Source organism: Streptomyces odontomachi, from assembly GCF_024435355.1.
Lineage (GTDB): Bacteria > Actinomycetota > Actinomycetes > Streptomycetales > Streptomycetaceae > Streptomyces > Streptomyces odontomachi.
This window is the reverse complement of sequence record NZ_JAMJWG010000015.1, coordinates 177,093-189,164: the sequence shown is the minus strand read 5'-3', so window position 1 is coordinate 189,164 and position 12,072 is coordinate 177,093. Positions and strand designations below refer to the sequence as shown.

The window sequence follows — 12,072 nt, the reverse complement described above, 5'->3', positions numbered from 1 at the left end:
GCTGACGAGAGGCTCTCCGTCACCCCGGGTCCGCACGTCCTCGTCGAGTGCCCGCCGGGAACAGCACGGGTCGGCTGACAGGCCGTGCAAGTGAGTGAGGCGACCAATGAAGATCGAGATCTCCTTGCAAGGAACGCACGACGGTGTCGAGTTGAGATCGTTGTACAGGTGGCTGGAACGCGGGCGACGCGAACTGGCGGCGCACGGAACGGCGTTGGCACCACCGGTTGCCGAGTCCGAAGGCCATGAGTACGCGATGGGCGCCGGTGCCTTCGACGTCATCCAGCTCGTCGTCGACGCCGTGCCGCAATGGGGCGCACTGGCCGTGTCGATCACGGCCTGGCGCGCCGCACATGGCTCCCGCTCCTCGATCACCGTGGAGCGCGACGGTGTGAAGGTCACGCTGCCTGCTGCCGATCCGGACGACCTCAGCATGGTCCTGAGGGCTCTGGAGGGGCTGGAAGCAAGCGCGGACCCGGAGGGCGGGGAATGACGGCGGCCGAGGGGGACGCCATGCCCGCCGAAGAGGCCTCCGGCCGGAACGGGAACGTGGCGCCGACCCAGCGGGTGGACCCCGCGCGCTCTGCCTGTGTACTCATCGGCGTCGACGAGTACCGGCACCTCGCTCCCCTGCCCGGCGTCGCGAACAACCTCACCTCGTTGTTCGAGGTGCTGCGGGACGAGTCCGTGTGGGGCATTCCCAAGGGCCGGTGCACGGTTCTGCGGAACCCGAGGAACCAGTGGGAGATCACCGAGGCGATCGAGAAGGCGGCCGAGGCGGCCGAGGACACCCTGCTCGTCTACTACGCCGGGCACGGTTTGCTCGACATGCACGACGGAGAGCTCTACCTCACCCTGCCGGTGTCGCAACCGAACAGGCCGGCCCGGGCGCTCCAGTACGAACTGGTGCGGCGCACCCTGGTCCGCAGCAGGCAGGCTGTCAGGCGCAGCGTGTTGGTCCTGGACTGCTGCTACAGCGGCCGAGCGTTGGGTGAGATGTCGGCGGCGGACGTGGTGACCGGCGACATCATCGCCATCGAGGGCTCGTACGTCCTGACGTCGACCCCCAGCAACCAACTCGCCCTCGCCCCGCGCGGCGAGAAGTACACCGCGTTCACCGGTGAACTCATCAAGGTGCTCAGGGAAGGCTGCGCGGGCCTCGCCCAACAGCCGATGCTCACGCTCAATGAGCTGCACCAGGAACTCGTCCGGGCGATGCGGGCGCGCAAGCTTCCGGTACCGCAGCGGGCGGACACCAACGGTGTGGGGGATCTCCCCTTCATCCGGAATCCGAGGTTGTCGAAGGCGGGCCCCGTTCAGGTGACGGCGCGCCTGTGGACGCGGTCGAGGTCGCTGATCGCGCTGTCGCTGGCCTCGGTGCTCGTGGTGTCGTCGTTCGCCGCCGGGGACTGGTACGGGAAGCGGGACGCACGACTCACCGTCGAAGAGACGTCCGCGCCAGGTCCCTGCGGCAACGACGACGTCATCCTTCAGGACACCTCCGCCGCCCTCGACGGCAAGGAGCTGAACGGCGAGCAGATAAAGGGGCTGTCCGCGCTCGCGCTGAGCGGGCGTTCGGCAGGCTACGTCCTCGGAGACGACGATCCCGGGCGCGTCTATCCCATATCGCTGGGCGACTCGGACAGCCTCGCGCCCTCGATCGACCGGGTGAGGTACCTGCACCGGAAGGACGGCACTGCGTACCCCCGGCACTTCGACGGTGAGGGCCTGGTGCTGGAGAGGGGCGGGAAGACCATCCTGGTCAGCAGTGAGGCCCCTCCGGCGGTCCGCAGGTTCGACCTCGCCACCGGGAACGAGCTGGGCGAGATCGAACTTCCCCGGGCGTTCCATCTCCCCCCGGTGGGTGAGGCGGCACTCTCGCGGAACGTCGAGTCGTTGACGGCCACCGCGGACGGCAGGTTCCTCTTCGTGGGCCTGGAGGCCACCCTGGCGACCGACGACGACATCCACGGGAAACAGGCACTGCGCATCCAGCGGTACAGGGGGAACGCCGGCGGTGCCTACCACCCCGATCACCAGTACGCCTACGAGGCGGACGAAGGTCTCTTCCTCACGGAACTGGTGGCGCTCGACCAGGACCACCTCCTGGCCCTGGAACGCGGCGGGATGGCTGGCAAGGGGAACACCATCCATGTCTACCGCGTGAATCTCGACGGCGCGGACGACGTGAGCGGGAAGTCGATCGGCGAAGGGACGGACGAGGGCTACGGGCACCTCAAGATGCCTCTTTTCGACCTGGCCGACTGCCCCCAGAGGCGGCCGGAGGCAGAGGGGCACCGGTCGGAGGGCATAGTGGAGAACACGGAGGGTATGGCGCTCGCTCCCGCACCACCGGGAGAACCCCACCCGAAGCGCCGCGTCCTGTACCTGGTGTCCGACGACAACGGTGCCGTCGACCGGTCCACCCGCGTGTACCGGTTTTCCGTCCGCCTGCCGTGAGGCGTGGGAGCGTGGGGCCCCGGTCAGCGGGCCCAGCCCAGGTGCCCGGCCGCCCGGCGCCAGGTGTACGTCAAACTAGGCAAGGGTTCTAAAATGCCCTCACCAGTTCAGGCCAGTTCAGGCGCTAGCGCACCGGTGAGGTACTCGCTGACCATGTCGACCGAAACCTTCGAGTTCCAGGTAGAAGCCCGTCAGCTTCTCCAGCTGATGATCCACTCGGTCTACTCGAACAAGGACGTCTTCCTGAGAGAGCTCGTCTCCAACGCCTCCGACGCGCTGGACAAGCTGCGTCTGGCGACGCTGCGGGACGACTCCCTGGACGCCGACACGTCCGACCTCCACGTCGAGATCGAGATCGACAAGGACGCCCGCACCCTCATCGTGCGGGACAACGGCATCGGGATGTCGTACGACGAGGTCACACAGCTCATCGGCACCATCGCGCACTCCGGTACGGCCACCTTCCTCAAGGAGCTGCGCGAGGCGCAGGACGCGGCCGGGGCCGAGGGTCTGATCGGCCAGTTCGGCGTCGGCTTCTACTCCAGTTTCATGGTCGCCGACGAGGTCACCCTGATCACCCGGCGGGCCGGCGAGGCCCACGGCACCCGTTGGTCGTCGCAGGGCGAGGGCACCTACACGCTGGAGACCGTCGACGAGGCCCCGCAGGGCACCTCCGTCATCCTCCATCTCAAGCCGACGGACTCCGAGAACCAGCTGCACGACTACACCTCCACCTGGAAGGTGAAGGAGATCGTCAAGCGGTACTCGGACTTCATCACCTGGCCCGTCCGCCTCATGCCCGAGAAGCGCGACGCCGCGGACACCGAGGCGGCTGGGGACGCCGAAGACGCCGAGGCCGCCCCCGCCTCCGCCTCCGAGCCCGAGACGCTGAACTCGATGAAGGCGCTGTGGGCGCGCCCGCGCGACGAGGTGTCCGACGACGAGTATCACGAGCTGTACAAGCACATCAGCCACGACTGGCGCGAGCCGCTGGAGACGGTCCGGCTCCAGGCCGAGGGCACCTTCGAGTACCAGGCGCTGCTGTTCGTCCCCTCCCACGCCCCGCACGACCTGTTCACGCAGGGCTACCAGCGCGGCCTCCAGCTCTATGTGAAGCGCGTCTTCATCATGGACGACTGCGAGGCCCTGCTCCCGCCCTACCTCCGCTTCGTCAAGGGCGTCGTCGACGCGCAGGACCTCTCGCTGAACGTGTCGCGGGAGATCCTGCAACAGGACCGCCAGATCCGCATGATGCAGCGCCGCCTGACGAAGAAGGTCCTCGCCACGGTGACGGACATGCGGAAGGCGAACCCGGAGCGCTACGGCACGTTCTGGCGGGAGTTCGGCGCGGTCCTCAAGGAGGGCCTGATCACCGACTCCGACAACCGCGACGCGCTCCTCACCGCCGCGTCCTTCGCGACCACGCACGACGCCGACGAGCCGACCACGCTCAAGGCGTACGTGGAGCGGATGAAGGACGGCCAGGACGACATCTACTACGCGACGGGCGAGTCCCGGCAGAGCATCGAGAGCTCCCCGCACATGGAGGCGTTCGGCGCCAAGGGCGTCGAGGTGCTGCTCCTGACCGACCCGGTCGACGAGGTCTGGGTCGAGGCGGTCGGGGAGTACGAGGGCAAGCGGCTCCGTTCGATCGCCAAGGGCACCGTCGACCTCGGCGACGACAAGGACGAGGAGACCGGCGCCGAGAAGGAGAAGCAGACCGAGGAGTACGCCGGCCTGCTCGGCTGGATGACGGAACACCTGGCCGACGACGTCAAGGAAGTCCGCCTCTCCGCCCGCCTCACCGTCTCTCCTGCCTGCGTCGTCTCCGACTCCGACGACCTGACCCCCGCGCTGGAGAACATGTACCGCGCGATGGGCCAGGAGGTCCCGCAGACCAAGCGCATCCTCGAACTCAACCCGGAACACCAGCTCGTGAAGGCCCTCAGGCAGGCCCACACCCAGCGAACCGACCACACGGAACTCGCCGAGACCGCGGAACTCCTGCACACCCTCGCGGTACTCGCGGAGGGCGGCCAGCCGAAGGACGCGGGACGCTTCGTGAAGCTGGTGACGGACCGGTTGGAGCGGACGCTGTAGTTTCCGGCCGGCATTCCGGCCGGACCGGCGACCGGAGCGCCTCCGAACGCCTCCGGAACGCCGTCGGAGCGCCCTCTCCCACTTTCCGTGAACGCCTGTGGCGCGGCAGCCCCCCGATTAGATTCGGGGGGTTGTCCATGTCACGGAAAGTTGGGGGAACACATGATCAGGAATTTACGCGCGTCGCTGGGCACCGTGGCCGGCGCAGGCCTCCTGGCCGGCGCGGTTGTGATGACCACCGGCGCCCCGGCCCAGGCCGCCGCCCTGGGCTGCACGTACCCGTACGTCTGCCTGTACAACGCGTCGCAGACCAAGGTCGGCCAGTTCCAGGACGTCACCACGGACTGGCAGTCGTTCACCCGCACCGACGTCTACTACGCGGTGAACACCCGCAACGACGACGTCGCCTACTTCCGCTACAGCAACGGCCTCACGAACTGCGTCGCCGAAGGCAAGGCAAACACGATCTGGGACCTCCGATCCACCTACGGCCCGGACGTTCCCCCGAACGGCATCCGCATCGCCACGGAGTCGGACTGCTATCCGGGGACTTCGGAATAGGGCGTTATACGCGCTATCAGCCGATACCCCGCTCCTGCTCGTAACGGGTCTGGGCGCGGTCCAGGACCTCGTCCGCGTCCTTCCCCTGAACCCCGGCCCAGCGCAGAACGTCGACTCAAAGCTCCCCGGCGCTATTGCCCTCAGACAACAGCACGGACTCGAAACGCATCTGCGCCCGGTCCAAAGCCGTGTCAGCATCACGCCCATGCGCTCGTAGCCAATGAAGTACGTCCGCCATCAGTTCGACGGCCGCCTCCGTCGTGGCATGGACGACGAGGAGGGAAGGGGAAGAGTTCCACGAGATCCGGTCCCGCTGGTAAAGCCCGACCAACGCCTCGACGCGGTCCACGCGAGGGTCATCCGTATGTCCAGTGGGTGAGCTGAGCCCCGTGGCCAGTTCACACCAGGTCACCTTGCCGTTGCTATGGAGTTGCACGCCCCACCGGTCAGCCGTTGCCTCGACGAGCGCCATACCTCTGCCCGACTCCGCATCCGAGTCCGCGGCAACCACCGTGGGCAGGCTGCCCAGGTCTGGGTCATGGACCTCGATACGAAGACAGGTACCGCTCATCCGCATTCCGAGGGCCGCCGGGATACCGTTGCCCACGTGGGTGATGACGTTGGAGACCAACTCCCCCACACAGAGTTGAGCCGCTTCGCTGACGCTGTGCAGCCCCCACTCCTCCAGCGTCATGTGTGTCAGCCGACGTAATGCCGCCACGCCCTCTGGCTCGGCTGCGAAGGACACGTTCCATGGCCTTCGAGTCATGCAAGCTCGCTGCATAACTATCGCCTCCGTTCTTCGCGCATTCCCACGATCGATCAGGCCTGTCCGGCCGCGCTGTGAGACATCGGCGGCCCGGTCCATGCTCATCACAGTGGCAGCGACACATCCCGATCTGCAATGTGCACAACGGGATTCCCACGATCGAGTGATTGGCAAGGCTCGCCACGGCATAGAGACTGGTGTCCAGTCACAGACATCTGGGAGTCCGATATGGCCGGCTCACCGACGGCTCGGCGTCGTCGCTTATCGATCGAGCTGAAGAAACTCAGGGAGACGCACTCCCTCACGTGCGCCCAAGTGGGTGAGGCCCTGGACTGGAGCGGCTCGAAGGTCAACCGAATGGAGACCGGCAGCGGCCGAGTCCAGCCCTCAGACGTGGACGCCCTCTGCCGCTTCTACAACACCAGCGACGAACTCCGCGATTTCCTGAAGGCGTTGGCACGACAAGCCAAGACGCGCGGCTGGTGGCAGGTCCACGGCTCAGGGGTTCCGGAATGGTTCTCGATCTACATCGGGCTGGAACAGGACGCATCCACGTTTCGGCAGTATCAGTGTGAGGTGGTACCCGGCCTCATGCAGACTCCCGCGTATGCCGGTGAGCTGCACACATCGGGCGCGCATATGTCGCCCGAAGACATGGATCGCGCGATCCGAGTGCGCATGGAGCGCCAAGCCATGCTGACGCGTCCGGACGCTCCGGACTCCTGGTTCGTGGTCAACGAGGCAGCTTTGCGGAATGTGATCGGCAACCGTGGCTTGATGCGGGAACAGCTTGAACGTCTACTGGCATCAGTAGAATTGCCGAACGTCACGCTCCAAGTCCTACCATTCGACTCTGGCACGTACCCGGCCACGGGCTCATTCACCATGCTCGGTTTCCCCGACCCCGAAGACCCCGACCTCGTCTATCGGGACGGCATCACCGACGCCCTCTATCTGGAGGGCGAGCAGCACGTACGCGAATACACTCGGGCGTTTGACGGACTACGGGCAGCAGCCCTGAGCCCACCGCGCTCGACCCAACTAGTCAAGTCCGTTTTGAAGGAATACACACAGTGATATCTTTCCAGCACAAAGCGCCCAGCACTCTAATATGGAGCAAATCCTCGTACAGCAATGGTGCAGGTGGCGAATGCGTCGAGTGTGCCCGCTCTGCCAACACACGCTACATACGTGACTCAAAGATGACCGATTCTGTAGTTCGAACCTCGTGCGGCGCCTGGAATTCGTTCCTACGCGCTCTAGTGCGAGGTGATCTGTAAAGCGGTGAATTCGCATCTGATCGGTCTACCATCAGTGCATGGCTTCCGCCCGAGTTGACGCCAGCCGCACCCTGCTTGCTCGTCACCTCATGCGACGAGCGCGCACCCATACCGCCGCGAACTCAGCGGCAGTGATGGACTTCGCGCGGAACTCCTCTTGGACATTGATCTCTTCCAGATCCGGGACCGGGGCCTCTCCCAGGCCAATCGAGTTCGTTTGACGACTGGCATCAGCCCAATCGAGCCGTCCATCCCGGTAAACCTCGACCTTGCGGACCTCGTAGCGATCACCGTCAAGCTCACTGAAGAGCTCCACAGGCTCCTCTGCGAACTCATGCAGCCACTGCACCTTCACGTACGACGTCATCAGTTCCTCCCCCAGCTCACGATACGACTGCTCACGTCGAGGAAGTCCGAGCTGTAGCCCCCCTTTTCCGGGGCGCGGCCGCCTGGACCCACCAAGCTGGTCAGTGCCCCGGTCCGTTCCAGCCGCTGGGCGAGGGGGCAGTGGCGACTCGATCAGACTCCGGCGAGTCTTCGCCGTTGCCTCGACAGGTTCACAGCCAAGCGATGGGCCTGATCCAGGAAACGGCTCTGCCAGGCCGGCTTCGGTAGCCGGAGCCGTGGGGCGTGACGCTACATTGCCCACATGAACCGACCACGGCGGAGCTATCGATACGTGGGCCCGGCCGATATAAAGGCCGCAGCCCGACCCGAATGTGGGGGCCGGCCAATCCGTACGGCCGCCGAGTTCGATGGTTGGGTCAAAGAGCGCTCGGCTACGGAGCTGACCGAACCCTTCACGTTCGTCGTCGACACAGACGGGGTACTGCGGCTGGCGCCGCGTCGCAGCGAACACGTCGCCTGTGCCGGAGGCGATCGGGTTCTGAGCGCCGGCGAGATCGGATTCGTCCGTGAGGCCGGCCGTTGGGTCGCCGGTGAGGTGACCAACCACTCGACCGGATATTGCCCGGAGGTTGAATCCTGGTCGGCCGTTGCGGAGTCTTTGGATCACGTCGGCCTGGGTCGCCCATCCGCATTCACACACGAGGTGCATTTTCGGCGCTGTCCGGACTGCCAGGACAACAGCATTGTTCGTGAGGGCTACTACGTCTGCGTCTTCTGCGGAGCCAACTTGCCTGAGACATGGAACGTCGATCCGGCCGACGAGGACTGAGATTCGTCATGTCGCCACCGACCGGGCGGACGTGGCTGTGACGTCCGATGGGAAGGTAGCCGCCCCTGGAAGAGGGTCGACCAGCAGGCGTTCGTTCACCAGACTGGGTGGATGACGACAGCGCCGGCCTCTCCTGACGATCTCCGTGCCGTTCTCTTCGATTCAGGCGGAGTGCTGATGCAGCCGATCGGCGGCCGTTGGAACCCCCGAGCAGACTTCGAGCAGTCCGTGCTCGCCCACGCTCCCTCGGTCACGCCCGAACAGTTCGCGGCAGCCATCACCGCGGGAGACCGCTTCTTCGCCGCTTCGCCGTCGACGCCTGACTACAACGACTACCACCGCGTAATGCTCCGGCACCTCGGTGTGGACCCGACCTCGCAACTGCTCACCGACTTGCGCCGCGAAGTCCCTCCGGCCCGGTATCTGGAGACGTACCCGGACGTCGAGCAGACCCTGGGCGAGTTGAGCCGGAGAGGGGTGCGGATGGCCGTGGTGTCCGATGCCTGGCCCAATCTGCCCGACCTCCATGCCGGGCTCGGGATCGACCGGTTCTTCGAGGCATACGCCATCTCCGCCGTCCTCGGCTGCAACAAGCCGGACCCGCGCATGTACCACCACGCCAGCACGTCGCTGGGCCTCGCCCCTGCGCAGTGTCTGTTCGTTGACGACGATCCGGACCTGGTCGCCGCGGCGATCCGACTCGGCTATGCGGGACGCGCATTGTGCCGGGACTCGACGACGACCGTCTCGGATGTTCCCTCCATCACCACTCTGACGGAACTCCTGGACCTCTTCTGACACATCCCGATCACGCGGGGTACCGCTGTGGCGGGGTTCGGGAGCGAGGCGGTCAGCCTCAACAAGGACTGTCGACCACACCACCGTCCAGCCAGGCGATTCTCGGGCGAACTTCAGTGGGTGTAGGCGGTCAGTGCGCGCGTGGCTGGCTGGCCGCACACGAACCTGATCCAGTCATCAGGCCCCCTAGGAATCGATCATCTGGGGAACCGGCAACCGGGAACCGGGAGGCGCGTTCTACCGGCGGACCGCCGAGATCAGTCCGCCGGGCCGCTCCTCGCGCTGCGGCGGGGTGCTGATCGGGCGGCCGTAGGCGACAGCGCGCTCGCGCAGGGTGTGGCTGTCGGCCTCCCAGCCGTGCCCGGCCAGCCAGCTCACCGGGTCGTCGGGCATCTCCGAGACCCACATGGACGCCGCTGATCCCGGCTTGGCGTCCGCGCCGAAGCGCTCGATCACACCGCGCGAGCCCAACGTCAGTCCCATCCGGCTGCCTGGCGCCGACTGCGCGCTGATCCGGCCCAGCAGCAGTTCCACCGCGTCCTCGGGTAGGTAGATCAGCAGTCCTTCGGCGATCCACACGGTCGGCACGGCCGGGTCATGCCCTGCGGCGGCCAGCGCGCCCGGCCAGTCCTCCCGCAGGTCCACCGCGACGGTGATCCGCTCGCAGCGTGCGACGGCCCGCTCCTGGCGCAGCACCGAAGCCTTGAAGTCCAGTGGCTCGGCGGTGTCGACCTCGAAGAGCCGGGTGCCCTCGGGCCAGTCGATCCGGAAGGCTCGGCTGTCCATGCCGGCGCCGAGCAGCACGACCTGCCGGACCCCGGACGCGGAGGCCTGCCGCAACAGGTCGTCGAGGAACTTCGTCCTGATGACGATGGAGAACGACACGGCCAGTCGGCGGCGGCGCGCGGCCTCGTCGTCGGGCAGCGGCGGCGAGGAGGGCCACAGGCCGCCGGCGGTGGCGAAGGCCTTTGCCAGTGGGTCGCGGAACAACGCGCTCTCCCGCTCGCTCTCCAACGCCCGCACCCTGGCCACCCCCACCGCCGTGGCCCACACTCCCGACGGCTGCACCCGCTCCTGCTCACCAGTCACCGCGCCAGCCTAGATGACCGATTCCAAGGGGCCTGATGGGGTGAGCCAGGTTCATGCGCGCACTGACCGCCTACGACCAGCAAGACCACCCACCATGCGGCGAAGATCAAGAGTCACCCTGTGTACGCGACCACACGAAGTGGAGCAGATCCCCAGATGGAGCGGCGGATGGTTGGTAAATGTGCTCTCGACAAAGTGCTGACTCGTCTTGTCCCGACGACTGAGGACGACCTGGATCTGTTGGCCGAATGGTTCGCAGCCCCGGACTTCGTCCGGCACTGGGGTGGAGTACCGATACCGCGTGCTGAGGTGGCCGAGAAGTATGTGGGGCGGCGCCGGCCGCGTGTGGAGTCCTTCCTCGTACTGGCCCAAGGCGTGCCGGTGGGATACGCCCAGTACTGGCACGCTGGCCCGGCCGAAGGTGGCATCGACATGGCGCTGACCCCGAAGGCGCAAGGCCGGGGCCTGGGACCGGATGCCGCTCGCGCGCTCACCGCGCATCTCTGTGGGGAACTCGGATGGCGGCGCGTGACCGTCGACCCCGAGACGGGGAACGTTCGAGCAGTGCGTGCATGGGAGAAGGCCGGCTTCCAGGAGGTGTCGCGCGACGGCGCGAACGTCCTCATGGAATACCGCCCCGGAGGCTGACGCAAATCGCCGTCAGGCGGGCGCGCTCAGGTGAGCAGTTCGGCGAGTTGGGCCATCTCGGTGGGCGGGTCGATCACCGGCTGGATGAGGAGCTCGTCAAGGCCTGCCCGTTCCAGGGCGGCGATGCGGGTGCGGAGGTCGTCGCGGGTGCCGACAAGGGCCACGCTGTTCATCAGCGAGGGCAGGATCAGGTCCCGGTCCTGCGGTGCGATGCGTCCGAGGTAGTTGGGGTAGATCTTGGTGTACCGGTCCGGCGCGGTGGCGGTGGTGCCACGCCGGTCGAGGAGTCGTCGCACCGCCTCGCGTTCGTCGGGGCCCAGTTGCCCGGCGACGGCGGGTGTGTCGGCGGCGAAGTCCAGCAGCGACAGAACGAGGTGACCCGTGGCATCCCGGGCCGCGTCGCTGTCGGAGTCCTCGTCATCGCGCAGCAGGTGGAGCGCGGTGACCACGTACGAGTCCCGATGGGCAGCAGCGGGGTCGTGGAGCGTGTCGCGGGCGGCTGTGCGGCGGGCGTCGTGCAGGGCGTGCCAGGCGGTGGGGTCTAGCAGGCCGAAAGAGATGAGGCCGGCGCCGCGGCGGCCGGCGACGGCGGCGGCCTTGGGCCCGTGCAGTGCGGCCACGACGAACTCGATCGCATCGGCGGTGTTCACGTGCGCCCCGCTGTGCAGGAACCGGATGCCTCGGACCTCATCACCTTCGCGGTACGCGGTCGAGCGCCCGGCACACAGATCCTGTAGTGCCGCGGTGAAGTTCTCCAGCGCGGCCGCCGTGGCCGGCTGCATGCCCAGCGTGCGCCTCGCGGTGTTTCCGGTGCCGACCCCGCAGATGATCCGGCCCGGTGCCAGGGCATTGAGGCTGGCGAAGGCGCTCGCCGCGGCCGGTGCCGAACGCAAAGCGGGTGAGGTCACGCCCACACCGAGCCGGATGCGACGGGTGGCCTTCGCACACAGGCTCAAGGCGACGAAGGGGTCGCCGTGGACCATCGGGGTGTCGTTGACCCAGAAGCTGCACAAGCCCAATTCCTCGGCCCGCACCGCGAGATCCTCCACTCCGGGTTGCGCGGCGACCACGACGCCTGCACGCATCAAACCTCCGAGAGTACGAGGAACGAATCGAGTCTATTCATGCCGGAAGGTCCCAGGGCTGACGCCCATGGCCGTAACGGCGTCGGCGAAACACCGGGACGGCTT

General features: G+C 66.8%; 13 protein-coding genes. 9 read left to right on the top strand and 4 right to left on the bottom strand.

The genetic code is table 11. The features are described from left to right. Positions 1–106: 106 nt before the first annotated feature. From NQO67_RS28195 to NQO67_RS28180, 4 genes are all read left to right on the top strand, one after another. Complete coding sequence (locus NQO67_RS28195) at positions 107–493, top strand: effector-associated constant component EACC1 (protein ID WP_255953093.1); 387 nt, start codon at positions 107–109, stop codon at positions 491–493. Continuing rightward, positions 490–2,460: a caspase, EACC1-associated type gene (locus NQO67_RS28190; RefSeq protein ID WP_255953092.1), complete on the top strand. Its 1,971-nt coding sequence runs from the start codon at positions 490–492 to the stop codon at positions 2,458–2,460. The genes NQO67_RS28195 and NQO67_RS28190 overlap by 4 nt, the downstream gene beginning before the upstream one ends. Before the next feature lie 153 nt (positions 2,461–2,613). Next, positions 2,614–4,560 (top strand): molecular chaperone HtpG, encoded by a 1,947-nt coding sequence (htpG, locus tag NQO67_RS28185; protein ID WP_255953091.1) that lies wholly within the window; start codon positions 2,614–2,616, stop codon positions 4,558–4,560. Positions 4,561–4,722: 162 nt separating this feature from the next. After that, on the top strand, positions 4,723–5,121 hold the full coding sequence (locus NQO67_RS28180; protein ID WP_255953090.1) for a hypothetical protein: 399 nt from the start codon (positions 4,723–4,725) through the stop codon (positions 5,119–5,121). Positions 5,122–5,236: 115 nt separating this feature from the next. Here the strand turns inward: NQO67_RS28180 and NQO67_RS28175 are convergent, their stop codons facing one another. Next, on the bottom strand, positions 5,237–5,815 hold the full coding sequence (locus NQO67_RS28175; RefSeq protein ID WP_374119177.1) for an ATP-binding protein: 579 nt from the start codon (positions 5,813–5,815) through the stop codon (positions 5,237–5,239). A gap of 303 nt (positions 5,816–6,118) precedes the next feature. Between NQO67_RS28175 and NQO67_RS28170 the strand changes: the two genes are divergently transcribed. Next, positions 6,119–6,967, top strand: coding sequence for a helix-turn-helix domain-containing protein (locus tag NQO67_RS28170; protein ID WP_255953089.1), 849 nt, complete (start codon positions 6,119–6,121; stop codon positions 6,965–6,967). Further along, positions 6,964–7,170: a DUF397 domain-containing protein gene (locus NQO67_RS28165; protein WP_308295708.1), complete on the top strand. Its 207-nt coding sequence runs from the start codon at positions 6,964–6,966 to the stop codon at positions 7,168–7,170. Before NQO67_RS28170 ends, NQO67_RS28165 begins: the two co-directional genes overlap by 4 nt. A gap of 82 nt (positions 7,171–7,252) precedes the next feature. On the opposite strand, the gene NQO67_RS28160 is transcribed toward NQO67_RS28165, so the two are convergent. Further along, positions 7,253–7,537 (bottom strand): DUF6881 domain-containing protein, encoded by a 285-nt coding sequence (locus NQO67_RS28160; RefSeq protein ID WP_255953088.1) that lies wholly within the window; start codon positions 7,535–7,537, stop codon positions 7,253–7,255. A 282-nt stretch (positions 7,538–7,819) separates the two neighbouring features. On the opposite strand from NQO67_RS28160, the gene NQO67_RS28155 reads away from it, so the two are divergent. Next, positions 7,820–8,347, top strand: a complete 528-nt coding sequence (locus NQO67_RS28155) for a hypothetical protein (RefSeq protein ID WP_255953087.1) — start codon at positions 7,820–7,822, stop codon at positions 8,345–8,347. A gap of 111 nt (positions 8,348–8,458) precedes the next feature. Then, positions 8,459–9,145, top strand: a complete 687-nt coding sequence (locus NQO67_RS28150; RefSeq protein ID WP_255953086.1) for an HAD family hydrolase — start codon at positions 8,459–8,461, stop codon at positions 9,143–9,145. Positions 9,146–9,382: 237 nt separating this feature from the next. Here NQO67_RS28150 and NQO67_RS28145 read toward each other — a convergent pair whose 3' ends face one another. Next, positions 9,383–10,234, bottom strand: coding sequence for a class I SAM-dependent methyltransferase (locus NQO67_RS28145; protein ID WP_308295707.1), 852 nt, complete (start codon positions 10,232–10,234; stop codon positions 9,383–9,385). Between the two features lie 168 nt (positions 10,235–10,402). Here NQO67_RS28145 and NQO67_RS28140 point away from each other — a divergent pair, with 168 nt between their 5' ends. After that, positions 10,403–10,882 carry a GNAT family N-acetyltransferase gene (locus NQO67_RS28140; RefSeq protein WP_374119180.1) on the top strand — a complete coding sequence of 160 codons (480 nt, stop codon included), beginning with the start codon at positions 10,403–10,405 and terminating at the stop codon, positions 10,880–10,882. A 26-nt stretch (positions 10,883–10,908) separates the two neighbouring features. Here the strand turns inward: NQO67_RS28140 and NQO67_RS28135 are convergent, their stop codons facing one another. Further along, a complete protein-coding gene (locus tag NQO67_RS28135; protein WP_255953084.1) occupies positions 10,909–11,967 on the bottom strand; it encodes an LLM class flavin-dependent oxidoreductase in 1,059 nt (352 codons plus the stop codon). Positions 11,968–12,072 lie beyond the last annotated feature (105 nt).

Coding starts and splice junctions, on each gene's coding strand:
- NQO67_RS28195 (WP_255953093.1), top strand. CDS start 107: ATGAAGATCGAGATCTCCTTGCAAGGAACGCACGACGGTGTCGAGTTG.
- NQO67_RS28190 (WP_255953092.1), top strand. CDS start 490: ATGACGGCGGCCGAGGGGGACGCCATGCCCGCCGAAGAGGCCTCCGGC.
- htpG (WP_255953091.1), top strand. CDS start 2,614: ATGTCGACCGAAACCTTCGAGTTCCAGGTAGAAGCCCGTCAGCTTCTC.
- NQO67_RS28180 (WP_255953090.1), top strand. CDS start 4,723: ATGATCAGGAATTTACGCGCGTCGCTGGGCACCGTGGCCGGCGCAGGC.
- NQO67_RS28175 (WP_374119177.1), bottom strand. CDS start 5,815: ATGACGCTGGAGGAGTGGGGGCTGCACAGCGTCAGCGAAGCGGCTCAA.
- NQO67_RS28170 (WP_255953089.1), top strand. CDS start 6,119: ATGGCCGGCTCACCGACGGCTCGGCGTCGTCGCTTATCGATCGAGCTG.
- NQO67_RS28160 (WP_255953088.1), bottom strand. CDS start 7,537: ATGACGTCGTACGTGAAGGTGCAGTGGCTGCATGAGTTCGCAGAGGAG.
- NQO67_RS28155 (WP_255953087.1), top strand. CDS start 7,820: ATGAACCGACCACGGCGGAGCTATCGATACGTGGGCCCGGCCGATATA.
- NQO67_RS28150 (WP_255953086.1), top strand. CDS start 8,459: ATGACGACAGCGCCGGCCTCTCCTGACGATCTCCGTGCCGTTCTCTTC.
- NQO67_RS28140 (WP_374119180.1), top strand. CDS start 10,403: ATGGTTGGTAAATGTGCTCTCGACAAAGTGCTGACTCGTCTTGTCCCG.
- NQO67_RS28135 (WP_255953084.1), bottom strand. CDS start 11,967: ATGCGTGCAGGCGTCGTGGTCGCCGCGCAACCCGGAGTGGAGGATCTC.